Raw genomic sequence first — 22,941 nt, 5'->3', positions numbered from 1 at the left:
AGAGAGGTACCGATCATGAAGGTCCGAAACTCGCTGCGGTCGCTGAAGAGCAAGCCCGGAAGCGTGGTCACTCGTCGTCGCGGCCGCCAGGTCGTGATCAACAAGAAGAACCCGCGCTGGAACGGCCGCCAGGGCTGATAGCACGTTCACGGGACGCCGGGGTGCAAACCGCGTTACCGTGGAGGAGACAAAGCCGGAGTCCCACCGCCATGGGGCTCCGGCTTTTCACTGCCGGTGGGCCACCAGCGCCAGGCGTACGCGGTTGGGGCTGTTGGTCTTGGCCATCAGCGCCGTGATGTGGGTTTTCACGGTGGTGACGCCGATGTGCAACCGCTCACCGATCTCGGCGTTGGAGAGTCCCTCCCCCACCAAGTCGAGCACGTCCCGCTCACGCGCGGTCAGCCCCTCGACCGGGCGCCGCTGATCGGCTCCGGCGCTGGTCGCCCGGTGCACCAGCCGCCGCAGCACGTCCCGGCTGAACGGGCTGTCCCCCGCCGCCGCCCGCCGGATGCCTTCGAGCAGTTCCTCGGGCGGCGCGTCCTTGAGCAGGAACCCGCAGGCCCCCGCGTTGAGCGCCGGGTAGAGGTGGTCGTCGTCGCCGAAGGTGGTCAGCACCAGCACCCGGGTCGCCGGCCGCTCGGCCAGCACCCGGCTGGTGGCGCTGATCCCGTCGACGCCCGGCATCCGCAGGTCCATCACGATCACGTCGGGCGTCAGCCGCGCGGCCAGCGTGATCGCCTCACGACCGTCGCCGGCCTCGCCGACCACCTCGAGGTCGGGCTCGGCGTCGCACAGCATGCGCAACCCGGCCCGGATCAGCCGCTGGTCGTCGGCGAGCAGGACCCGGATCACGCGGCCGCCCCGCTGTGCACCGGCAGCACGGTCGCGACCCGCCAGCCCGAGCCCTCGGGCCCCGCGGTCAGGGTGCCGCCCAGCACCTCGACCCGCTCCCGCATGCCGGTCAGCCCGTGCCCGCCGCCCGGGGTCGCCCGGACCGGCCCGGCACCGCCGTCGTCGCTGACCTCCCAGACCACGTCGCCCGCCCCGACCGCCACCCGCAGGCGCGCCCGGGCCTCGGGACCGGCGTGCTTGGCCACGTTGGTCAGCGCCTCCTGGGTCAGCCGCAGGACGGCGAGACCCCGGATGGCGTCGATCGTCCCCACCGCCTCGTCGATGTCGGCCTCGACCGTCAGGCCGGTGCGCCGGGCCGTGTCGACGGCCGCACCCAGAGCCGCGGGCAGCGCGCCCGGCTCGATCGCGGTCAGCGCGGCGTCGGTGCTGTCCCCGTCCGCGCGCAGCACGGCGACCAGTCGCCGCAGGTCGGACAGGGCCGCCGTCCCGGTCCGGTGCACGTCGTCGAGCACCTCGCCGACCCGGGGGTCCAGGCCCGGCAACACGTGCCGGGCCACCCCGACCCGCAGCACCATCGACGCCACGTGATGGGCCACCACGTCGTGCAGCTCGCGGGCGATCGCGCTGCGCTCGTCGGCCCGGGCCGCGCGGGCGGCCGCGACGATCTGCTGCTCGGCCTGCCGGCTGAGCTCGCGGGAGGTCCGCACGACCAGGCCCAGCATCAGCGGCAACCCGATCGGCACGAGCAGCCCGAGGAACTCCCGGCCGAGCCGGTCGTCGATCGGGAGCACGTCGAGACCGATGTGCAGGGCGGTCAGCAGGGTCGCGGCCAGCACGAAGACGCGCGGCCGGCTCGCCTGGACGACGAGCTCGCCCAGCGCCCAGCTGCTGCCGACCTGGTTGATCGTGGTGTCGTCGACCAGCACGAACGCCGCCACCAGCAGGGCCGTCTGCACCAGGAAGTTGATCCGGGGCAGCCGGGACAGGACGAGCATCGTGACGAACGCGGCGATCGCCAGGCCCCACTGCGCCGGGCTCGGCCCCGGCGCCCCACCGCCGTAGAAGGTCAGGTAACTCAGGCCGCTGAGGTCGAGCAGCAGCATCCGGGCCCAGGTGTCCCGCTTGTCGAAGAGGCGAGCCAGCCAGCCCATGACGCTCAGCCTAGGCGCTGGGTGCGCAGCACGGCGCGGCCGCCCAGGACGGTTCCGGCCACCAGCACGGCCAGCGCGGCCAGAGTGAGCAGGTCCGGCTCGAGCAGGGGCTGACCGCGCAGGGCCTGCCCGGTGGTCAGGAGCGTCAGGCCCGCGTACGCGAAACCGGCCACCACGATCAGCCGGGAGCTCACCGCCGGATCGAGGCGGGTGCGCCGGGTCAGCAGCAGCGCGAGCAGCGGCATGGCCTGCAGACCGTGCATGCCCACGAAGTGCCCGATCCGCAGGTCGCCGCCGGTGGTGCTCCAGCCCAGCAGCGGCAGCCCGGGCCCGCCGTCGGCCACCCCGACCGCGTGGGCACCCGAGATCGCCTCGGCCGGCGACGCCTGGCCGGGCATCACCATCGGCCAGGCCACGATCAGCCCGAGCAGCGAGAGCAGCAGGCCGGCCCGGATCGCGTACGCGGCCACCCGGTCCGGGATGCGCTGGCGCAGGGCGACCACGGCGATGACCAGGTGCGCGACGAACAACACCATGATCGACGCGCCCATGATCGCCCAGAGCCGGCTGTCGAGGGCGTTGGTGTCGTTGAAGTGGCTGCGGTGCCCGCGCACGGTCTGCCCGGTGATGATGGCCATCTCGACGAACGAGACGGCGACGATCACCAGGCCGGCCCACTCGCCGACCCGGCTGCGCCGCGGCAGCACGGCCAGCATCCAGGCCAGCGTCAGGGCATAGAGCGCGAACGAGACCGCGAACTTGAACGGCTTGGCCCAGATCGGCGCGCCGACCAGGATGCGGTCGTCGGCGAGCAGGCCGACGGCGGCCACGAGCGCGAGCCCGGCCATCGCCGCGGTCAGCACCAGCAGCGGCCGGTGCCATCGGGTGGTGCGCAGGGCAACGGTAGTCATGACCGAAGCGTCGTGGTTTCCCAGCGGCGTCTCGTCCGCCCGCGGGCCCCGATCGCGGCCGGTGGTCGGAAGGCGCCTCCTACCCCGGGAGGAGATACTGTCGCGCGTGATCGAGTTTCCCGCCGATGAGACGGGCCGGCGCAGCAGTGCTGCTTTCGGCCGCCACGTGGTCGCCGACGCCCTGCGGGCCGCCGACCCGGCCGCCGCCGGCGCCGCCGCTGCCGAGACCGACTGGCGGCGGGGCTACCTGCGGCATTTCCGGGCGCTGGTCTCGGCCGGGCTGACCGACGGGTACGCCATCGCCTCAGCCGGGCTCGACTCGGTGCACCGGCGGATGCCGGTCCCGCTCGACCGGCCCGAGAAGCCGTTCGAGACGGTGACCGTCACCGGTGATCGCGCGCCGGAGACGGAGGTCGTGCTCCCGTACGGGAAGGAACTGTTGCGGGGTGATGCTCTGCGGCAACGCCTCGACGCGTGGGTGGCGGCCGGGGTGATCGAGGAGTCGTGCGCCGGGGCGGTGCGCGAGGTGATCGACAACCCGGATTGGCTCGACCTCTCCGACCAGCGGCTGGTGGCGGTCGGGGCCGCGGCCGAGATGGGCCCGGTGCCGGCCGTGCTCGGCTGGGGTGGCACGGTCGTGGCGGTCGACCTGCCCGCCGTGTGGGGACGCGTCTCGACAGTGCCCTCGGCCGGCACGCTCATCGCACCGGTGCTGTCCGGACGTGACCCCGGGGCCGACCTGCTGACCGAGCCGGGCGCGGTCGCGCACTGGCTGGACGGGATCGACGGACGGCTGATCCTCGGCAACTACGTCTACGCCCCCGGCGCCGCCTACGCCCAGCTCTCGGTCGCGTTCGACGCTCTCGCGGTCCATCTGCGCGCGCGCCGCGACGACGTCGCGCTGGCCTTCCTGGCCACCCCGACCGACGTCTTCGCCGTGCCGCCGGCGGCCGTGACCCAGTCCACCCGGCGCTTCGAGGCCCGCTCACGCCGGGCCCGGGTGACCGCGGCGCTGTCCGGCGGCCACCTGCTGCAGCCGAACTATCGCGGCGAGCCGATCAACGACAGCCTGGTCCCGCAGCAGGGCCCGAACTACGCGCTGGCCAAGCGGATCCAGCGCTGGCGGGCCTCGGTCGCCCGGCGCGACGGCGTGGTCAGCTTCGCGGTCGCGCCGCCGACCTGGACCCGCTCGGTGACCAGCAACCGGCTGCTGGCCGCGGCCTACGCCGGGGCCCACCTGTTCGACGTCGAGATCTTCCGCCCCGAGACGGCCAACCGCCTGATGGCGCTGCTGCTCGTCCACCAGATCCGCCGGCCCCGCGCGGCCGCCCCGCTGGCCTGGCCGGACGAGGCGGTGGCGGCGGCCCACGGCGGCCTGTGGCGGACGGCCTACCATCCGCGTACGGCTCTGGGCCTGGCCGCCGTGCGAGGTTTCCTGCCCGGAGCGGGTAAGGGCAGGTGATGCGCCGACTCATCGTGACCGAGAACAGCACCCTCGACGGGATCATCTCGCCCATGGCCGGATGGTTCGACCCGATGACCGACGACGCCGAACTGGCCGCCGTCAACGACCGGCACGGCGCGGACTCCGACGCGCTGGTGCTGGGCCGGGTGACGTACGAGGAGTTCGCCGGTTTCTGGCCGCACCAGGAGGGAAAGATCTCGGCCTACCTCGACCAGGTGGCCAAGTACGTGGTGTCGACCGGCCTCGAGCAGGCGGATTGGCCGAACACGACGATCCTGCGCGACCTGGACGCCGTGGCCGCCCTCAAGAAGCAGCCCGGCCGCGACATCACCGTCACCGGCAGCACGACGCTGGTCCGCTCACTGATCCCGACCGGCCTGGTCGACGTGTTCCGCCTCTTTGTCCACCCGGTCGTCCAGGGCCACGGCATCCGCCTGTTCGACGAGGTCGCCCTGCCGTTGTCACACACGAAGGCCACCGCCTTCCCCTCCGGCGTGGTTCTCCTCGAGTACACCCCGCGCTGACGTCCCGGCGCCGGTTCCCGGCTGTTCGACTGGCCGAACCAGCCGTCAGGACGACCATGGGCGGCGTTGGAGATCAACTAACCTGCTGCTTCAGGTTTCAAAGATCTCCTGGAGTGCCGCCGTGTCCCACCCGGTTCCGTCCGACGACCAGCCTTCCTACGGTGGCTATCCGCCGCGTGGCGAATACCCGCCCATCCAGCCCGGCTACCCGCCGGCGCCCGGATACAACGGGCAGCAGTACGGGAACCCGCCGGCTCCCTACGGCCAGCAGTACCCGCCACAGGGATATCAGCAGCAGGCGTACCCGCAGCAGGCGTACCCCCAGCAGCCTTACCCGCAGCAGGCCTATCCGCCGCCGCACTACGCACCCCAGCCGGTGCCCCAGGTCGTGATCCAGAACAACACGACCGCGGCCGCTTTCGCCGGGGGCTACGGATTGCGCAAGCGCCAGTCCTTCGGCCTGCACGTCGTGCTGTTCTTCCTCACCGCCGGCCTCGGCAACATCCTGTACGCCTGGTATGTCATCGACTGGAACCGCAAGCGGGGTCTCTGAGGGCCCGACGGCCGGTCACGCCGGGTGGATGCGGCCCGCGGTGGCGGTCAGGCGGGCGCCCGTGCCGCCCCAGCGCAGGGCGACGATCTCGGCGGCGATGCTGACCGCGGTCTCCTCGGGGGTGCGGGCGCCCAGGTCGAGGCCGACCGGGGAGGCCAGCCGGCCGAGCTCGGCGTCGGTCACCCCGGCCTCCTGCAGGCGCTTGTTGCGGTCGTCGTGGGTGCGGCGGGAGCCCATCGCGCCGATGTAGGCCACCGGCAGGCGCAGGGCCGCCTCGAGCACCGGGACGTCGAACTTCGGGTCGTGAGTGAGTACACACAGGACGGTGCGCTCGTCGATCCGGCCGGCTTCGAACTCGGCGGTCAGATAGCGGTGCGGCCAGTCGACCACGACCTCGTCGGCCGACGGGAAGCGGCGCGCGGTGGCGAAGACCGGGCGGGCATCGCAGACGGTCACGTGATAGCCGAGGAACGACCCGATCCGGGCCGTGGCCGCGGCGTGGTCGGTGGCGCCGAAGACCAGCATCCGGGCCGGCGGCGCGAACGACGCCACCAGCACCGCGAGACCCTCGCCGCGGCGCTCGCCGGACGGGCCGTAGTGCAGCACGCCGGTGCGGCCCGCGGCGAGCAGGCCGCGCCCGTCGTCGGTGGCCGCGTCGTCGACCCGGTCGCCGCCGAGCGTGCCGTCCCGGCCGTCGGGGGTGATCACCAGATGCCGGGCGTCGCCGACCCGGGTCAGCAACGCGACCGGCCGGCCGGCGGCGATCGCCCGGGCCAGCTCGGGCAGCTGCGGGAACGACTCCCGGTCGACCCGCTCGATCAGCAGCTCGATCGTGCCGCCACAGGTCAGCCCGACCTCGAACGCGTCGTCGTCGCTCACCCCGAACCGGGCCGTCCGGGCCGTGCCGGTCTCGACCACCTCGCGGCACAACTCGTAGACGGCTCCCTCGACACACCCACCGGAGACGCTGCCGGCCACCTCACCGCCCGGGCCGACCACCATGGCCGCGCCCGGCTGGCGGGGCGCGCTCGACCAGGTCGCCGTGACCGTGGCCAGCCCGACCGGTTCGCCGGCCTCCCACCACGCCAGCAGGCTCTCGAGCACATCACGCATGGGGATTCAGCTCCGGGACGTCGAGGTCGAGGTCGTCGGCCACGTCACCGACGGGCACCACGTGGACGGAACGGGTCCGGAGATAGGACCGTGCCCCGGAATCGCCGGTCGCACCCGCGATCACGCCCGGCCAGTGCGACCGGCCCAGGACCACCGGATGGCCGCGGCGCTCGCCGTAGCCGCCCATCACCAGCGCCCCGGCCGTCGCGTGGGCGGTCACCCGGCGTACGGCCTCGGCGGTGACCCCGGGCATGTCGACCAGCAGCACCACGGCCGCCTCGGCCGGCGTCCCGGCCAGGGCGCGCAGACCGGCCCGGAGCGACGACCCCAGGCCCGACTGCCACTCGTCGTTGATCACCGTCGCGGGCAGACCGGGGGCGGCGGCCAGCACCCGCTCGGCCTCCGCCCCCAGCACCACGACGATCGGTGACAGACCAGCCTCACCCAGGGTGTCGACCCCCCGCTCGACGAGCAGTCGCGACGGGTAGGGGATCAGCGCCTTGGGCATGCCGTACCGGCTCCCCGCGCCCGCGGCGAGCAGCAACCCGGCTGTGGTCCCGATCACGGATCAAGCGTAGTCGCTCACTGTTCGCCCGCCTCCTTGTCGCGCGCCACCCGGACCAGCTCGACGAGCCCGCCCGCGTACTCCTGCGATTCGGCGTGGGCCTCGTCGAACGGCGGCTGGAACCCGACGCCCTCCCACTGCTGGGTCGCCTCGTTCCACCGGTCGTTGCCGACCTCGAAGTCCCACGCGTCGATGCCCAGCTCGTAGTAGAGCTGGTCGGCCGAGTTGCCGGCCGCCGAATAGAGCACGTCGGCCACCGGCCCGGTGTACGACGGCCAGGTCACCGTGCCCCGCTCGGACGCGATCGCCCCGACGATCCGGCGCGCACTGTCCAGGAAGAACTTCGACTCGTCGATCGACGGCCGCGGCAGGGTGACCCGGCCGTCGGCCTTGTACGCACCGGGCGGCCACATGAAGTACCCGCCGTAGCTGTGCACGTTCATGGCGAGCCCGATGTTCGGGTGGGCCTGGGCCAGCGCGATCACGTTGCCGCTCTCGTTCTCGGAGAGCTCGGCGGTGCCGGCGTAGGTGCCGGACAGGCAGTTGCCGCTGCCACCGACGTAACCGTCGAAGTAGGACCCGACGGTGTAGTTGCGGTTGACGTCGACCCCCCACGAGTCGCGGTTACGCGGATCGCGGGCCGCCCCGGTGCAGTGGTTGACCAGATTCTTGCGCTGGAAGTTGAAGTCGTTGAAGGAGTAGTTGGCGCCGTCCGGGTTGACCGTCGGGATGACGAAGACGTCCACCGAGTCGACCAGCTCGCGGGTGGCCGGATCGGTGGCGTAGTTGGCCAGCAGCCGCTCCGCGAACTCCAGCGTGACCAGCGGGGTCGCCCATTCGCGCGCGTGCTCCTGCGAATACGCGAGCACACCCGGCTTGGACCCGTCCCGCACCTTGCCGATGCGCAGCGCCTGCACGGTCCACGGCCCCTTGGGCACCTCGGCGCCCTCGAGCCCGTCGTCGAGCCGCGCCGGCCCGGTCACCGGCATGGGCACCCCGGCCGAGCCGTCCTCGACGAAGGCGCGGAACTGCTGCGGGTAGCGGGCCGTGATGAAGGCGGCCACGTCGTCGGTCGTGCTGATCACCTTGCCGCCGGCGTCGGTCGCCAGCCGTACGGTGAGAACGCGGTCCCGATAGGTGGCAGCCAGCGGGCGGTTGGCCACCCCCGGGTCCACGGTCCGCACCTGGACGCCGTTCATGTTCTGATCGCCGAACTTGACCGACTCGACCACCACGGCCACCGCGGCCGGGTCGCCCAGGTAGGCCACGGCCGTACGCCGGTAGCCCTGGGTCTTTCGGGGCAGGTTGATGACATCCACCAGCGCCGGGTACTGCCGTCCCAGCCGCTTGATCCGCGCCCGGACGTCGACCGGCGTCATGTACGCGTCGACGAAGTCCTTCTGATATCCACTGGGCGCGGCCGGCGGGGTCGCGCCGGGCCAGGCCGCCGGGGTCACCGCGCGGGCGGTGCCACCGAGGCTCGACGTGGCCGTCACCTGCACCGGCTTGGCGGGCAGCGGGCGGGGCAACGTGTAGTGGTACTGGTATTCGCCCGCGTCCTCGAACCGCACCAGCGGGAACGATCCGGTCGCCCCGTCCGCGGTCCGCCAGGTGACCGTGATCTCCAGGTCGGGGTCGTCACTGGCCGTCGTGGCCACCTGGGTCTGCAGGAAGGTCCGGCCGCCGGTGGTCCACCAGTAGGCCTGCAGGAAGTGCAACGTGTCGGCCTGAACGGCCAGTCCGGACCGGGCGGAGACGCGGGCCCGGTCGGACTCGCGCTGGATGACCTGCACCGGGACGGCGCCCTGCCCGGTCAGCGTGGCGAGCTGCTGGTCGTCGACCACCATGTCGACCAGCACCGCGCCGTCCTGGGTCCGCGGCCGGGCCGCGAGGTCGGCTCCTCCGGCGACCAGCCGGCGCAGCATGTCCTCGCCGGGAAGACGGAAACGGATGAGCGCCGACTCCCCGGCGCCGAGAGTGACCGACGGCGCCGCAGCCGGCGCCGCCTGGGCCGGCACCGACACCGGCGCCGTGATGAGAACGAGAGCGGCCAGCGCGGCCACCCATCGAGGACGAAGCGACATCGAACCCCCTGCTTCATTGAAGGCTGTCGCTCCCCACCTCACCCCTTACATAGTCGCCTGTCAATCGCCTGGGAAATCGGTTGTCCGCGTGGCCCCGCCGCTGGCAGAGTCGGGGCATGACGTACTGACGGACTGCCCTCAGCCCTTCCTCCGGCCGCGCGCCGTGCCGCGCCGCCGTCCGTTCGTCATTCCCTTTTCGGAGTCTCCTTGTCTCAGCCGTCTGTCCGTGTCTTCGCGTCTCCCGGCAGCTGGATCGAATCGAACGCCCTCGCCCAGTGCGACCAGGTCGCCGCGCTCGACGGGATGATCCATGTCGCCGGCATGCCTGATCTGCACCCGGGCAAGGGGGCGCCCATCGGCGCCGCCATGTTGTCCTCGGTGCTCTATCCGTTCCTCGTCGGCTCGGACATCGGGTGCGGCATCGCGGTCTTCCCGATCCGGCTCAAGCGGCCGGACGCCGAGCGGATCGCCGCCCGCCTCCCCGACCTCGACCGGCCGCTCACGCCGGACGACGACCTGTGGCCGGACGACATCCCGGCCGGGCACACCGACAGCCTCGCCACCGTGGGGCGGGGCAACCACTTCGTCGAGCTGGCCCGGGTCGACAGCGTTCTCCAGGCGGGCCGGGTCGCCAAGGGCGACCTCGTCCTGATCGTCCACAGCGGATCGCGGGGGCTCGGCGAGAGCATCCTGCGGGCGCACACCGAGGTGCACGGCGCGGGGCCGGCCGCCGATCCCGGTGCTTACCTGAGGGCCCACGACGACGCCGTACGGTGGGGGTCGCTCAACCGGCGGCTGATGGCCGCCCGGGTCGCGCACGCGCTCGGAGCCGAGGCCACCGAGCCGATCGCCGACGAGTGCCACAACCTGGCCGAGGTCCGCGACGGCCTCTTCCTGCACCGCAAGGGCGCGGCCCGCGGCGACGGGCGCGACGTGCTGGTCGCGGGCACCCGCGGCACGCCGTCCTACCTGGTCGCCGGGCACGCCGGGGCCGAGGCGAACTTCTCGGTGGCGCACGGGGCCGGGCGCAAGATGTCGCGCTCGGACGCGTTGCGCCGCGGCAAGGTCAAGCACACGGTGGCCGGGCTCCGGCGTACGCCGGTGGGGTCGCTGGTCGTCTGCGGTGACCGGCAGTTGCTGTTCGAGGAGGCGCCGACCGCCTACAAACGGATCGAGCAGGTGATCGGTGACCTGGTGGCGCACGAGCTGGCCACGCCCGTCGCCGTCACGATTCCGCTGGTCACGTACAAGACGAGGAGCCACCGATGACGGTGCATCTGATGCTCTCGGCCGGGCGCGGGCCACAGGAGTGCGAGTGGGCGCTCGTCGAGCTGCTGCGCCGGCTCGAGGCCGAGGCCGCGGCTCACGGGCTGCGCACCAGCGTCGCCGAGGGCACGACCCGGTCGGCCCTGGTCGCGATCGAGGGCTCCGGCGCCGGCGATTTCGCCCGGTCCTGGACGGGCACCCTGTGCTGGCAGGCCTCCAGTCCTTTCCGTACGGGCATCGGCCGCAAGAACTGGTACGTCGTCGGGCAGCCGATCAGCCTCGAGGTGCCGCGCACCGTCTTCTCGGCGGGGGACGTCGACGTGGTCGCGATCCGCACCGGCGGGCACGGCGGGCAGCACCGGGACAAGGCCAGTACGGCGGCTCGGGCCACCCACCGGCCGTCGGGGCTCGTCGTCGTGGTCGACACCGAGCGGGAGTTCGGGCTCAACCGGCGGATCGCCCTGCGCCGGCTGCGCGAGCGCCTGGAGGCGGGCGACACCGCCGCCGAGCGGGCCGCGGTCACCGACCGGTGGCGGGTGCACGACCGGCTCGTACGCGGGAATCCGGCCCGGGTCGAGCGGCCGGCTACCGAAGCGAGCGCCCGCCGAAGAAAGAAATCGCCTCTGCGAGCCCGAGGTCGGTGAGCGCCGGATCGTAACGCGGGCCGACGTCCCGCATGAACGCGTGCTCCCCGCCGGCGTACACATGCAGTTCGAGATCCTCCTTGCCCGCCTCGTAGAGCGCGGACAGGATCTGGACGCGGGCGCCGGCGGGCACGTGCGGGTCCCGCGAGCCAAAGATGATCATCAGGTCACCCCCGACGTCGGCGGCCCGGCTCAGCGAGTCGGCGGTGTCGGCGCCGAGCGAGCCGTTGTGCAGGCCGGTCGGATAGAAGCAGACGGTCGAGGCGACCCGCTCGTCGAAGGCGGCCCGGAACGCCAGGTGCCCGCCGAGGCAGAACCCCGCCGCGTGCAGGGTCGTGACGTCGTCGCGACCGGCCAGGTAATCGAGCGCGGACGCCCGGTCCTCGTCGAACTCGGCCGTCGTCATCGAGGCCGCACCGGCCAGCCCGGCCTGCTTGCCCGCGTCGTCGAACTCCAGCGCCACCCCGGCCAGCTCGCCCCGCGGATAGATCTCGGGCACGCACACGACCAGACCGGCCGCGGCCAGCCGGCGGCAGGTGCGCAGCGTCGACTCGGTCAGCTGGAAGATGTCGGAATAGAGCAGCACCGCGGGCCGGTTGCCGCCACCGTCCGGGATCAGCACCTTGGCCCGGATCTCATGGCCGGCCCCGGGAATCCGTACGTCCTCTTCATGCACCTTCATGCCGACGCACCCTACTGGCCGGGCCCGGATCGGGGTCGGACGTTCGCCCGGGGGCGGAGTGGCGGGTCGCGACGCGATAATGCGGACGTGCAGAGCGCATACGAGTACGTCGATGTCGTCCGGCCGCCCCGGCTGCGGGCCGGCGATCAGGTGCGACTGGTGTCGCCGGCCGGCCCGCCGCAACGGGCCGACGTCGAGCGCACGGTCCACCGGCTCGAGGGCCTAGGCCTGAAGGTCTCGGTGGGCGCCCACACGCTGGACGCGGACGACGACGCCGGCCGGGTCGGCGACATCGACGAGGCCCTGCGCGACCTGTCGATCAAGGCGGTGATCGCGGTGGGCGGCGGCGACCGGGCCCACCGGATCGCCGACCGGCTCGACTTCACCACGGCCGCCCACCTGCCGACGCTGCTGGTCGGCTTCCGCGACTGCACGATCCTGCATCTGGCGTTCTGGGAGCGGGCCGGCCTGGCCGGGATCTACGGCGTGGCCGACCGGTCGCTGCTGGCCGCGGCCTTCGGCGCCGACCCGATCGTGGTACGCGGCGAGCCCGACTCCCACACGGCCGAACTGACCACCACCGGCCGGGCGTCGGGGGTGCTGCTCGGCGGCGACCAGGAACAACTGGCCACCGCCGCCGGCTGGATCCTGCCCAGCCTCTACAACGCCATCCTCCTGCTGGAGGCCGAGCGCCTGACCGCGGCCCAGATCGACCGCCAGCTGACCATGCTGACCCGGACCGGTCGCCTCAAGGGCGTCCGGGCGGTGGCGGTGGGCCGCTACGTGGAGTGCGGTCCCGGCCCCGTCCTCGACGTCCTGCGGGACCACCTGACCCCCCTCGGCGTGCCGATCCTGGCCGGCCTCCCGATCGGTCAGGCCGCCATCCCGCTGGGCACCCCGGCCACCCTCGACGCCACCGCCGGCACCCTGACCATCGACCCGGCCGTGTCCTGACGGCTCGACCTCGTTCTGCGTCTTTCAGTCCACGATCGCGCCAGCGCGAGCCAGATGCGCGCGGACCGCAGGCTCGACACCGGTAACGTCGAGGAACGTCGCGCCGCGAACCTTGTTGTTCAGATTGACGGCGGCAATCTCCTCGCCGGAGTCGATGTCATAGGCGCTCAAGCCGCCGTACGTGTCGGCGAACACCAGGACGTCCTGCTCGGTCAGGAGGGCGCAACTCACATTTTGATCCTCGGAGATCGACAACACCCGCCGCCGCGGATCATCTAGGCGGACCACCACAAGTCCCCCGCCAACCGCGAACGCACCGACACTACCGTCGCGGTTGAGTACGAATCGTCGCGCCATCGCATGCCCATAGCGAAGAAAAAGACTTCGATAGTCGACGATCGCCTCCGGCAGATCCACCGTCATTGACGAATTCGTATCGACATCCATCAAGACAATTCGTGTACCGCCATCCTCGGCCGCCAGCAAGTAGGCGAAGCCGCTGCGGCCGTACAGCGCGAAGAGGTCGCGGTCACTGGCCGCCATCTTGATGTCGCGACGCTTGACAGAACGCAGCCGATGGGGCGACTCGAGCACCAATTCGACCACTTCAGCGTCGATAAGCCGGCTCGTGTAGTCGAAAACCCCATCCTCGAAGATCAGGACAAATAGGCGACCGTCGCAGTTGACATCGAAAACCGCGTTCGAGAACGGAAACGGAGTCTCCGCCACATCATCGCCCGACTCGAAATCGAGGAGGACAAGTGAACCTGAACTATCGACTCCCCGCCGTTCCAGCAGGTAGCGTTTCCCATCAACCTCCCAGACGTCTATCAATGAGCCTCGAACGACTGTGCCGGCGTCCTTTTCCGCGGAGGAGCGATGCATGTCCCCAGTCATCGCGCCGGTCTCGCTCCGGTCCCGCCAGAATGTCACCGTCGTTCCGTCAGAAAACGTACAGGCGCTTTCCGCCTCAGCCGGTGCGGTGAACACGGGGGAGGGATCGCCGGAGAGATCCCACCGGTAGACCCGGCCGTTACGGCTCACGCACAGGATCGGCAGATCACCTTTTGTCCGGACCAGGTGAATCGCGTTCCGGTCGAACCCCACGTATCTCGCGTTTGTCAAGTCCGCTCCGGTGAGATCCGCGCCGGTCAGATCGACGTCTTCCATGTCGGTCTCCGAGAGGTCGGCGGAACGCAGGGAGCAGCCGGTCAGATCCAGGACGGTATCGATCCGGTCGAAGTACGACTCTCGCAGGATCACGCCGTCGAGTTGGCGTCCGCGCAGCGCCGTCGCGTCCAACCGCATGAGCAGTTCGACGATGTGCGCACCGGTGTATCCCGACGCCGACGGACCGATCACCGACGTAGCCTGAACCAGCTCGACCAGTGACTCGACGACGTCCTCGATCAACATGGGCCGCAGAAGGTCGAAAACGGCTGACTCCAGGGGTATGGCACCCAACGTCTTGGCCTGCCGCTCATGATCTTCCGCTTTCCACCCGATCGCGGTCGCTCTGCCACCACTGGGCACCCCGGGTAGTTCGGACCAGCAGAACGACGGCGCGCTCTCGGCGCTCGTCGCCCCGATGAGAGCCATGAAATCAGCGTTCATGATGCCCAGCTCAGCAGCGATCTTGTAGGCGGCGAAGAATTCCAGCAACGACTTGTGAGCCGGCGTGTAGTCGCCGGCCTCATCCCGGACCAGCATCGTCTGGCCGAGCATGTCGTAATGCCAGTGGTCGAGGTCCCGTTGTTCCCGCACGGCACGCCCGAAACAGGCCCGGATGTGATCGGGTATCGCACGGTAGTTGATCCTGAGCATCGACTCGGTGAGCATGAACCAGGACAGCTCACACAGGAAGTAGACCTTGTCGGCCAGCGATGTGAAGGTCCGCTCGGCCTTGATGTCGGCGTTGATCTTGTGCTGCACCGCGTACAGATAGACGCGCGCGAGATCGACCTTGGCGCCGCGCTCGATGGCCGGGAGGGCCGACAGGACGAATTCCCCCATGACGGGGCGGCGCATCAGATCGACAAGATCCTGATGCTGCAGGATCGTCTCCCGGGTCCGGTCGGTGGTGATCCGTTCGAGCATCCGGGCGATCTGCTCGTCGTCGAACGGCTGCAGCTCTACCACCTCGAACTGAGGCGGCTCACCCGTGAGGGCGCTGGTCGAGGCGATCAGTTGTGCACTCAGCACATCTCGTCCCTCTTGCGCCTCCGGGAAGTGCTCGGTACGGCAAGTGAGCAGAACCTTCGAACCGGGCACGACGGCCCGGGCCAGTTCCCAGAAGTTGTTGATCCTTGACTGGCGGTCGACGCGTGCCGCCATCTCGTCGAAGCCGTCGAAGATGAGAAGGAGCCGGCCCATCCGGTTGAGCGTCTCGAAGACGCGGTACCCGTCCGGCAGGATCGAGTGCTTGCGGAAGAAGAACTCCGAGAACAGCGACTCGATGCTTACCGCCTTGGCGTAGTCGCGCAGCGGGACCACCAGCGGCAGCCGGGGCCTTTTCCGACCGGCGGCTTTGGCCGCACGCCACTCCTGCGCCATGGTCCAGGCGAAGTGGAGGCTGAACCAGCTCTTTCCCATGCCGAACTCACCGAGGATCGACAAGTGCTCTTTGGCGTTGTCGTCGACCCACGAACGCACGTGCTCATCCAGACCGCCCTCCCGCCACGAGTAGTGGCTCGATGCGGCGATCCGGCCGGTCCGCCGGTCCGGCTCCTCCTTCACGCACGACAGCGGCACGAACCGATGTTCGATGTCACGGCTGCGGATCTCGTTCTCCAGCCACGAAAGGTAAGGCTCGAAGTCGGCCCGCTCATCGATCAGCTCGTCCATCGTGTAACAGATGACCTGCTCGAATTCCTGGTCGGCAGCCCGGGCGGCCTTGCTGATGCGCTGCGGGACGATGACCCAGCCCTCGGCCGCCCGGTGCGTCGTGACCAGATCGGCCGCCTCGGTCACGTCCGGAGCACTGAGCTCACCACTCTTCCCGAGCACCACGACGGTGTCGAAGCCCCGCCGCGATCCCGGCACCCGGACGAGCCAGACGAAATCCGTCGCGCTGCTCCGCACCTCCTGAAGAATCTTGTACTCCACGGCCGCGAACCACTCCCGCAGCTCGTCGGCCAGACGGCTCACCGGGGTCCGGTCACGCCACTCCTGGCGGAGGATCTCCTCGCGGGTGTTCATCCGGTCGAGTCGTCTGACCAAGGAGGACAGCGACTCCTGGATGTCCTTCACGCCGCCCCGGACGTCCTGAACGTCGCGTTCCACGCGGGTTTCGGCGGCCGTGCGGGTGCGGTCCACCAGCCGGTTGAAAACGACGGAGAACCCCGTCACCTCGCGGGCCAGGTTGTAATCGATCCGGCCGAGGGCGCCGGTTTCGTCGTTCCACTGCAGGATTTCGGTGATCTCGCGGTCGAGGTGCGCCGGGTCACCGGTGGCGAAGGACTTCTCGAACGCCGAGCGCACGTACTCGTTCTGGAACAGCCGCAGGACCGGCTCCGGTTTGCCGTAGCAGTACTCGACCACGGTGTAGGTGTAGACGCCCGCGAAGTCGGGCGGCGGGACGTCGGGCGCCATCCCGAGCCGGTGCAGGACGGCGACGACCCCTTCCTGGCGTTTCAGCTTCTCGGCGGCCGGCTTGGCCACCGCGCCCAGCAGTTTGAACGCTGTGGACAGTTCCGCTCCGGCCAAGGCGACGCCTCCCGCACTTCGTGACACTGGTCTCTGCCTTCTATCACGCCCCCAGCGCGGCGGGAATCGGACCGAAGGCCGAATGGGGAATACACCGCGCAAAAGTATACGAATGGGCATCTCGGGCGCATGACGAAGGGTCACGGGGTATCGACGCTGCGCTGTCCCGGATGGCCGGATAGGTGAGCTTTGGTCGCCGGGCGGTCACGATCGGCGGGCGGGGCGGGACCGGCGGGCGGGGCGTCGCTACCGTTAGCCCGTGTCTGACATCCCGTGGTGGGGGCTACCCCTCATCGCTGCCCTGTTCGCCCTGGCCGGAGCCGCTGCGGTGCAGCTCACGTCCGCTCGCAACGACTATCTGCGCAGCCGCCGGCGGCGCACCCGGAGGTGGTACGAGGAGCGCAAGGAGGCGTACGTGACCCTGCTCTCGGTCTTCGAGCGGGACACCTATCGCCTGCGTGCCGCGTACGACGCCGGGGAGAAGCCGGTGCCGGTGCTGACATACATGGACGAGGTCGGCCCGGCCCTGATGCAGGTGCGGCTGCTCGCCTCGGGCTCGGTGCGCAGCGCCGCCCTCGCGGTCCACGTCCTGCTGCAGAAACTGCACGGCGAGATGAACCCGGCCGCGGTGGCCGGGGTGGAGCCACAGATCCACTTCCGCGAGCTGATCGCGCAGGTACCGCTGGTCATGCAGCAGTTCGAGGCGGCGATCCGCGAGGAGCTCCGGATCGACACGATGCCGCCGGCCCAGCCCACGGTGGCCGACGCCGACCAGCGCGGCCGGCCCTGGTCCCGGTTGAGACGTCCCGCACGCACCGCACCCCTGGATGGCCGAGCCGAAGTGGGGCAGGATCTGAAGGCGTGACCGATGACAGCGTTCCCCTCGACGCCGTGTCCGCCGCCGTGGTCGAAAGTGGGATCGTCGCGATCCTGCGAGCCCCCACGGCCGACTATTTCGCCGCGGTCGCCGATGTGCTGGCGACCAACGGTGTCACCGCGCTCGAGGTGACGCTCACCTCCCGCGGCGCTCTCGAGGCGCTGGCCGGACTGCGCCGTCAGCTGCCGTCGTCGGTGGCGGTCGGTGCCGGCACGGTGCTGACCGCCGACGACGCCAAGGCCGCGGTCGACGCCGGCGCCGAGTTCCTGGTGTCCCCGGTGCTCGACGTCGATCTGATGGGGCTCACCACCGTGCCGTTCTATCCCGGCACGTCGACCCCGACCGAGATGTACGCGGCTCACCGGGCCGGCGCCCCGCTGGTCAAGGTGTTCCCGGCGGCCGGTCTCGGCCCCGACTTCCTGCGCAACGTGCGCGGCCCGCTCCCCCAGATCAACGTCATGCCGACCGGCGGCATCAAGATCGAGGACATCGCCGACTGGCTGTTCGCCGGCGCCCGGTCGGTCGGTCTGGGCGGCCCGCTCGTCGGTGACTCCGTCGTCGGGGGCAGCCTCACCGCCCTGGCCGCCCGCGCCCGGCACGCGGTGAGTGCGGTCGCCTTCGCCCGCTCATGACGGGCCTGCTCACCTTCGGTGAGACGATGGGGCTGGTCGCGGCGGACGGCATCGGCCCTCTGGCGTACGCGAAAAGCTTCTCCTTCGGCATCGGCGGCGCCGAGAGCAACGTGGCCATCGGTGTCGCCCGGCTCGGCGGCGAAGCCACCTGGCTGGGGCGGGTCGGCCCCGACGCCACCGGCAGCCTGATCGCCGCCCGGATCGCCGCGGCCGGGGTCCGCACCGTGGCGATCACCGACGAGTCGTTCACCGGTCTGATGGTGCGGCACCGCCGCTCGGGCGAGTTCGCCCAGGTCGACTATCACCGGGCGGGCAGCGCGGGCTCACACCTGTCCCCGGCCGACATCAGCGCCTCGGAGATCACCGCGGCCTCGATCCTGCACGTCACCGGCATCACGCCCGCCCTGAGCGAGACGGCCCGGGCGGCGGTCTTCCAGTCCATCGAGACGGCCCGGGCGGCCGGGGTGCCCGTGTCGGTCGACGTGAACTACCGGGCCAAGCTGTGGAGCAGCTACGACGCCGCCCCCGTGCTGCGGGACCTGGTGTCGCGCTCCGACATCGTCTTCGCCTCCCCCGAGGAGGCGACCCTGTTCGTCACCGGCGACGACGTGCCCGCGGCGCTGGCCGAGCTGGGCCCGGCCGAGGTGATCGTCAAGGACGGTGGCCGCGGCTGCGTGGCCCTGATCGACGGCGAGCGGCACACCGTGCCCGCCCTGGGAGTGACGGTGGTCGACCCGGTGGGGGCCGGCGACGCCTTCGTGGCGGGCTATCTGGCCGACCGCCTGGCCGGCGCCACCGCGGTCGATCGCCTGACCACGGCCATCGCGGCCGGCGCGTTCGCGGTCACCGTGCCGGGCGACTGCGAGGGTGCCCCGTCCCGGGCCGAGCTGGCCGCCCTGGCCGGCGACGACGTGCGGCGCTGATCAACGGCCGTCCGCGGGCGGCTTTTGCGCAGCGCGGCTTTTGTGCAGCGCGGCTTTGGTGCGGCTGGCTTCCGTGCAGCCCGGCGCTGGTGCAGCCCGGCGCTGGTGCGGCGATCAGCTGCGGTTGCCCTCGCGGGCCAGGCGCTTGCGTTCGCGCTGCTCACGGGTGTATCGCTTGCGGTTCTCGAGGTCGCGCTTCCACTGCTCGCGGGCGCCCTCGTCGCAGCCCTGCACGGCGTTCTTGGTCTGGGCCGGGCCGATCATCGACCGGAACCACATGTCGTCGAACGTCTCGTGAATCCACTGCCGGAACCGGCCGCGTCCCTCGGCGTCCTTCGTCATCTCCGCGCCCTCCCGAGCTTCCGTTGCCACGCAAATCATTTGTACCCCAACTATCGGCCGAGCGCCATGTGATGTGAGGCGTAGGGCTGGACGCTTTCCCGGCGCGTGGCTACAGGCTGTTTCGGCGCGCCGTCAGGAAGGCGTGCTCGACCTCGTTGCCGGTGAGGGTCAGGGCCTCGTCGTAGGCGGCGGCCGCTTCGGTCCGGCGGCCCAGGCGGCGCAGGAAGTCGGCCCGACTGGCCGAGAGATACGCGTACGTCGCCAGGGCGGGCTCGGCCGCCAGCGGGAGCAGGGCGTCCAGGCCCGCCTGCGGGCCGTCGCGGAAGCCGATGGCCACCGCCCGGTTGAGCGCCACGACAGGCGAATCACCGGTCAGGCGCAGCAGGACCCCGTAGAGCCCGACGATCTCGGTCCAGTCGGTCTGCTCCCACGACGGCGCCTCGGCGTGCACCGCGGCGATCGCGGCCTCCACGGCGAACCGCGTCGGCGGCCGGCGGCGCAACGCGTCGGTCAGCAGAGCCGTCCCCTCGGCGATCAGCGCCCGATCCCACCGGCTGCGGTCCTGGTCGGGCAGCAACACCAGGGCACCGGCCGGCGTGACCCGGGCGGCCGAGCGCGCGTCGGTCACCAGCAACAGCGCCAGCAGGGCCGTCACGGCGGCCGACCGCGGCATGAGCAGGTGCAGCGTCCGGGCCAGCTGGATCGCGCCGGCGGTGAGGTCGGAGCGGATCAGCGCCGGGCCGGTGGGGGCGGTGTGACCGGTGGTGAAGAGCAGGTGCACCACTTCGAGGACCGGGTCGAGACGCTCCTCCATCTCGTCCGGGTCCGGCGTGCGATACGGAATGCGAGCGGTGGCGATCTTCTTCTTGGCCCGGGTCAGGCGGGCCGCCATGGTCGGCTCGGAGAGCAGGAAGGCCCGCGCCACCTCGTACGTCGACAGGCCGCAGACCAGGCGGGCGGTCAGCGCCACCTGGCTCTCCCGGGACAGCGCCGGATGGCAGCACGTGAAGATGAGCCGCAGGCGGTCGTCGCCCGGACTGTCCGGTGAGGTGACCAGCAGGGGCAGGCGACGACGGAAGGCCGCTTCGCGCCGCACCTCGTCGAGCGCCCGGTTCCGCGCCACCCGGGTCAGCCACGCCCCCGGCCGGGCGGGCACACCGTCGCGCGCCCACACGACCAAGGCCTGGGCGTACGCGTCCTGAGTGCACTCCTCGGCCAGCTCGAGATCCCGCGTGACCCGCGCGGTCGTGGCCAGCACCTGGGCCCAGTCGCGGCGGTGAGCCTCGGCCACCGCCGCGACGATGCCGGCGGTCATGGGTGGTCGACGACCGGCCGGATCTCCACCGCGCTGTGCCCGTCGTGCACCTCGGGCAGCAGCTTGGCCAGGCCCAGCACCTCGTCGAGATCGGCCGCCTCGAGCGAGTAGAAGCCGCCCAGCGCCTCCTTCGTCTCCAGGAACGGCCCGTCCGAGGTGACGAAGCCGCGCAGCGTCGTGGCGTTCGGAGCGGGCTCCAGCTCCTGCCCGCCGATGATGCGGTCGCCGGCCGCGGCCCGGAACTCGGCGTGGGCGGCGTCCTTGGCCCGGCGCTCCTCGTCGGACAACGCCTCCCACTGCGCCGCGTCGCCATAGATCAGCAGGGTGTACTTGGCCATCTCGGTCCTCTTTCCGTTGGCTAGCTGTCATTCCACCGACGAACAGCACCGCCGCGAAATCGACGATCCGGGCGAGAATCTTGACCTCAACCTCGGTTCAGCTTGCAGACTCCGGCCATGAGAGCTGCCGTGTTCGACCGTTTCGGTCCGCCCGAGGTGCTGCACGTGGTCCACATCCCCGATCCGCAACCCGGCCCGGGCGAGGTGCGGGTACGCGTCCTGGCCGCCGGTGTCCAGCCGTTCGACGTCGCTGTCCGGCAGGGACAGATGCCCTGGGCCAAGATCACGTTCCCGCAGACCATCGGTCAGGAGTACGCCGGAGTGATCGACGCCGTCGGCGAAGGTGTGCGGGACTTCGTGGTCGGCGACCCGGTCCTCGGTTCGACCATGCTGAACGGCGCGGCCGAGCTGCTGTGCGTCGCCGCCGAGACCGTCGTCCGCAAGCCGGCCGCCCTCGACTTCCCCACCGCGGCCGCCCTGGTGGCCGCGTCCCAGACGGCGAGCGGCGCCCTGCTGGAGCTGAACGCCGGCCCGGACGACGTGCTGCTGGTCCACGCCGCCGCGGGCAGCGTGGGAACGATCGCCACCCAACTGGCCCGCCGGGCCGGGGCCACGGTGATCGGCACCGCGAGCCCGCGCAACCACGACCGCCTGCGCCGCCAGGGGGCGATCCCCGTCGCGTACGGTCCGCAGCTGATCCGCGACCTGCACGACCTCGGCCTGAAGCCCACCGTCGCGCTCGACGCGGCCGGCGGCGAGGCGATCGCCCAGTCGATCGAGCTGGGCATCACGCCCGACCGCGTCGGCACGATCGTCGACGACAAAGCCGCGGCCGAGCACGGGGCCCACGTGGTGCGGGCGGGCCGCGATCCCCAGCGCCTGGCCCAGGTGGTCGAGCTGGCCGCGCGGGGCGAGGTCGTCATGCCGGTGCAGCTTTTCCCCCTCGATCAGGTCGTCGAGGCCCATCGTGCCGTCGAATCCCGGCACAGCGAGGGCAAGGTAGTCCTGCTCATCGCCAGTTGACTCCGGGCGCCGTAACTCGGGGCGCCTCAACTCGGGGCGCCTCAACCCGGGGCGCGTCAACTCGAGCGCGTCAAACGCAGGCGCGCCAAACGCAGGCGCGCCGACGGCGGGCGCCTCAACTGCGGGCGTCGACGAACAGGGTCAGGCCGTCGAGCAGGCGGGCCAGACCGAACTCGAAGAGCTGGTCGAGGTCGAAGTCGAAGCCGTCCGCGGTGAGCTGCTCGAATCGGGTCAGGGTGCCCGCCTCGATCATCCCGGCCAGGGTCGTCTCCTGGGTCTCCAGCCACTGGTCGCTGGTCAGGCCCGTCTCGCGGACCGCCTCCTGCTCGAACTCGATGGCAGCGGCCAGGCCGCGGACGAACGTCAGGAGGGCGATCTGGACATACATGCGCTCGGCCATAGTCAGCGCCGTGCCGTCGAAGGTGGCCAGCACCCACTCGCTGAGGCGCACACCGTTGGGCGCCATCTGCGGGCGGGTCAGCGACATCGACCGGCCCAGCCAGGGATGACGCTGGAAGATCGCCCATTCCTCGCGGGCCACGATCTCGAGACCGGCCCGCCAGTCCCTCGGACGACGCGCGGGCAGACGGACCGCCCCGATCGCCACGTCGATCATGCCGATGATCAGCTCGTCGCGGCCGGGCACATGCCGGTAGAGCGACATGGTGGCCACCCCCAGCCCGGCCGCGAGCCGGCGCATGGTCAGCTCGGCCATCCCGTGCTCGTCGGCGATCGTGATGGCGGCCTTGATGATCCGCTCCCGGCTCAACTCGTGCTCGCGCCGCGGCACCGGCCCGGCGACCACCGTGCCCACGCCGGGCCGGGCGATGGTCAGCCCCTCCTCGCGCAGCGCGGCGTGCGCCTTGGTCGCGGTGGCGATCGCGACACCCCACTCCCGGGTGATCGCCCGGGCCGACGGCACCCGATCGCCCGGGCGCAGCTCGCCGGCCTCGATGCGGCGCCGGATGTCACCGACGATCCGCCGGTAGGAAGCTTCCACCGTTCTAGTACACCAGATCGCC

23 protein-coding genes are annotated in these 22,941 nt (G+C 71.3%); 11 read left to right on the top strand and 12 right to left on the bottom strand.

Annotated elements, in window-relative coordinates; all coding sequences use genetic code 11:
- Positions 1 to 15: 15 nt before the first annotated feature.
- Positions 16 to 138 (top strand): ribosomal protein bL36, encoded by a 123-nt coding sequence (locus NAG42_RS24165; protein ID WP_127501833.1) that lies wholly within the window; start codon positions 16 to 18, stop codon positions 136 to 138.
- Positions 139 to 225: 87 nt separating this feature from the next.
- Here NAG42_RS24165 and NAG42_RS24160 read toward each other — a convergent pair whose 3' ends face one another.
- From NAG42_RS24160 to NAG42_RS24150, 3 genes are read right to left on the bottom strand one after another with little or no spacing between them, the layout of a single operon-like run.
- Positions 226 to 852, bottom strand: coding sequence for a response regulator transcription factor (locus NAG42_RS24160; protein ID WP_250033260.1), 627 nt, complete (start codon positions 850 to 852; stop codon positions 226 to 228).
- Entirely contained in the window at positions 849 to 2,003 is a 1,155-nt protein-coding gene (locus NAG42_RS24155) for a sensor histidine kinase (protein WP_250033259.1), read from the bottom strand. Before NAG42_RS24155 ends, NAG42_RS24160 begins: the two co-directional genes overlap by 4 nt.
- Before the next feature lie 5 nt (positions 2,004 to 2,008).
- Positions 2,009 to 2,914 (bottom strand): hypothetical protein, encoded by a 906-nt coding sequence (locus NAG42_RS24150; protein ID WP_250033258.1) that lies wholly within the window; start codon positions 2,912 to 2,914, stop codon positions 2,009 to 2,011.
- A 106-nt stretch (positions 2,915 to 3,020) separates the two neighbouring features.
- Between NAG42_RS24150 and NAG42_RS24145 the strand changes: the two genes are divergently transcribed.
- The 3 genes from NAG42_RS24145 to NAG42_RS24135 all read left to right on the top strand — a co-directional run bounded on the left by NAG42_RS24145 (position 3,021) and on the right by NAG42_RS24135 (position 5,456).
- Positions 3,021 to 4,376 (top strand): hypothetical protein, encoded by a 1,356-nt coding sequence (locus NAG42_RS24145; protein ID WP_250033257.1) that lies wholly within the window; start codon positions 3,021 to 3,023, stop codon positions 4,374 to 4,376.
- The gene (locus NAG42_RS24140) at positions 4,376 to 4,903 is read left to right on the top strand and encodes a dihydrofolate reductase family protein (protein ID WP_250033256.1); all 528 of its coding nucleotides are present in this window, start codon (positions 4,376 to 4,378) and stop codon (positions 4,901 to 4,903) included. The genes NAG42_RS24145 and NAG42_RS24140 overlap by 1 nt, the downstream gene beginning before the upstream one ends.
- Before the next feature lie 121 nt (positions 4,904 to 5,024).
- Complete coding sequence (locus tag NAG42_RS24135) at positions 5,025 to 5,456, top strand: DUF8108 domain-containing protein (RefSeq protein ID WP_250033255.1); 432 nt, start codon at positions 5,025 to 5,027, stop codon at positions 5,454 to 5,456.
- Positions 5,457 to 5,471: 15 nt separating this feature from the next.
- Here NAG42_RS24135 and NAG42_RS24130 read toward each other — a convergent pair whose 3' ends face one another.
- Genes NAG42_RS24130 through NAG42_RS24120 form a run of 3 tightly spaced genes read right to left on the bottom strand, consistent with a single transcriptional unit; the run spans position 5,472 to position 9,218 of the window.
- On the bottom strand, positions 5,472 to 6,569 hold the full coding sequence (locus NAG42_RS24130; protein ID WP_250033254.1) for an XdhC family protein: 1,098 nt from the start codon (positions 6,567 to 6,569) through the stop codon (positions 5,472 to 5,474).
- A complete protein-coding gene (locus NAG42_RS24125) occupies positions 6,562 to 7,134 on the bottom strand; it encodes a nucleotidyltransferase family protein (protein WP_438872439.1) in 573 nt (190 codons plus the stop codon). Before NAG42_RS24125 ends, NAG42_RS24130 begins: the two co-directional genes overlap by 8 nt.
- Before the next feature lie 17 nt (positions 7,135 to 7,151).
- Complete coding sequence (locus NAG42_RS24120; RefSeq protein ID WP_250033253.1) at positions 7,152 to 9,218, bottom strand: M14 family zinc carboxypeptidase; 2,067 nt, start codon at positions 9,216 to 9,218, stop codon at positions 7,152 to 7,154.
- Positions 9,219 to 9,425: 207 nt separating this feature from the next.
- Between NAG42_RS24120 and NAG42_RS24115 the strand changes: the two genes are divergently transcribed.
- Together NAG42_RS24115 and NAG42_RS24110 are read left to right on the top strand one after the other, a co-directional pair.
- On the top strand, positions 9,426 to 10,487 hold the full coding sequence (locus tag NAG42_RS24115) for an RNA ligase RtcB family protein (protein ID WP_250033252.1): 1,062 nt from the start codon (positions 9,426 to 9,428) through the stop codon (positions 10,485 to 10,487).
- Positions 10,484 to 11,128 (top strand): peptide chain release factor-like protein, encoded by a 645-nt coding sequence (locus NAG42_RS24110; RefSeq protein WP_250033251.1) that lies wholly within the window; start codon positions 10,484 to 10,486, stop codon positions 11,126 to 11,128. The genes NAG42_RS24115 and NAG42_RS24110 overlap by 4 nt, the downstream gene beginning before the upstream one ends.
- On the opposite strand, the gene NAG42_RS24105 is transcribed toward NAG42_RS24110, so the two are convergent.
- Complete coding sequence (locus NAG42_RS24105; RefSeq protein ID WP_250033250.1) at positions 11,070 to 11,810, bottom strand: dienelactone hydrolase family protein; 741 nt, start codon at positions 11,808 to 11,810, stop codon at positions 11,070 to 11,072. The two genes, NAG42_RS24110 and NAG42_RS24105, sit on opposite strands and share 59 nt — an antisense overlap.
- An 87-nt stretch (positions 11,811 to 11,897) precedes the next feature.
- Here NAG42_RS24105 and NAG42_RS24100 point away from each other — a divergent pair, with 87 nt between their 5' ends.
- Positions 11,898 to 12,764 carry a S66 peptidase family protein gene (locus tag NAG42_RS24100; protein ID WP_250033249.1) on the top strand — a complete coding sequence of 289 codons (867 nt, stop codon included), beginning with the start codon at positions 11,898 to 11,900 and terminating at the stop codon, positions 12,762 to 12,764.
- Between the two features lie 24 nt (positions 12,765 to 12,788).
- Here the strand turns inward: NAG42_RS24100 and NAG42_RS24095 are convergent, their stop codons facing one another.
- Positions 12,789 to 16,469 (bottom strand): NACHT domain-containing protein, encoded by a 3,681-nt coding sequence (locus NAG42_RS24095; protein ID WP_250033248.1) that lies wholly within the window; start codon positions 16,467 to 16,469, stop codon positions 12,789 to 12,791.
- 259 nt (positions 16,470 to 16,728) lie between these two features.
- Here NAG42_RS24095 and NAG42_RS24090 point away from each other — a divergent pair, with 259 nt between their 5' ends.
- From NAG42_RS24090 to NAG42_RS24080, 3 genes are read left to right on the top strand one after another with little or no spacing between them, the layout of a single operon-like run.
- A complete protein-coding gene (locus NAG42_RS24090) occupies positions 16,729 to 17,334 on the top strand; it encodes a hypothetical protein (RefSeq protein WP_250033247.1) in 606 nt (201 codons plus the stop codon).
- Positions 17,331 to 17,978 (top strand): bifunctional 4-hydroxy-2-oxoglutarate aldolase/2-dehydro-3-deoxy-phosphogluconate aldolase, encoded by a 648-nt coding sequence (locus NAG42_RS24085; RefSeq protein WP_250033246.1) that lies wholly within the window; start codon positions 17,331 to 17,333, stop codon positions 17,976 to 17,978. Before NAG42_RS24090 ends, NAG42_RS24085 begins: the two co-directional genes overlap by 4 nt.
- Complete coding sequence (locus tag NAG42_RS24080) at positions 17,975 to 18,901, top strand: sugar kinase (RefSeq protein ID WP_250033245.1); 927 nt, start codon at positions 17,975 to 17,977, stop codon at positions 18,899 to 18,901. The genes NAG42_RS24085 and NAG42_RS24080 overlap by 4 nt, the downstream gene beginning before the upstream one ends.
- Positions 18,902 to 19,015: 114 nt before the next feature.
- On the opposite strand, the gene NAG42_RS24075 is transcribed toward NAG42_RS24080, so the two are convergent.
- The 3 genes from NAG42_RS24075 to NAG42_RS24065 form a co-directional block, all read right to left on the bottom strand.
- Positions 19,016 to 19,273: a hypothetical protein gene (locus NAG42_RS24075; RefSeq protein WP_250033244.1), complete on the bottom strand. Its 258-nt coding sequence runs from the start codon at positions 19,271 to 19,273 to the stop codon at positions 19,016 to 19,018.
- A gap of 79 nt (positions 19,274 to 19,352) precedes the next feature.
- A complete protein-coding gene (locus tag NAG42_RS24070; RefSeq protein WP_250033243.1) occupies positions 19,353 to 20,558 on the bottom strand; it encodes an RNA polymerase sigma factor in 1,206 nt (401 codons plus the stop codon).
- The gene (locus NAG42_RS24065; RefSeq protein WP_250033242.1) at positions 20,555 to 20,896 is read right to left on the bottom strand and encodes a YciI family protein; all 342 of its coding nucleotides are present in this window, start codon (positions 20,894 to 20,896) and stop codon (positions 20,555 to 20,557) included. The genes NAG42_RS24070 and NAG42_RS24065 overlap by 4 nt, the downstream gene beginning before the upstream one ends.
- A gap of 117 nt (positions 20,897 to 21,013) precedes the next feature.
- Here NAG42_RS24065 and NAG42_RS24060 point away from each other — a divergent pair, with 117 nt between their 5' ends.
- Entirely contained in the window at positions 21,014 to 21,919 is a 906-nt protein-coding gene (locus NAG42_RS24060; RefSeq protein WP_250033241.1) for an NADP-dependent oxidoreductase, read from the top strand.
- Between the two features lie 115 nt (positions 21,920 to 22,034).
- Here the strand turns inward: NAG42_RS24060 and NAG42_RS24055 are convergent, their stop codons facing one another.
- Entirely contained in the window at positions 22,035 to 22,919 is an 885-nt protein-coding gene (locus NAG42_RS24055; RefSeq protein WP_250033240.1) for a TetR/AcrR family transcriptional regulator C-terminal domain-containing protein, read from the bottom strand.
- Positions 22,920 to 22,941: the final 22 nt, after the last annotated feature.

The sequence above is a fragment of the Paractinoplanes maris genome (genome assembly GCF_023544465.1).
Taxonomy (GTDB): Bacteria; Actinomycetota; Actinomycetes; order Mycobacteriales; family Micromonosporaceae; genus Actinoplanes; species Actinoplanes maris.
This window is presented reverse-complemented; position numbering and strand designations above follow the sequence as displayed.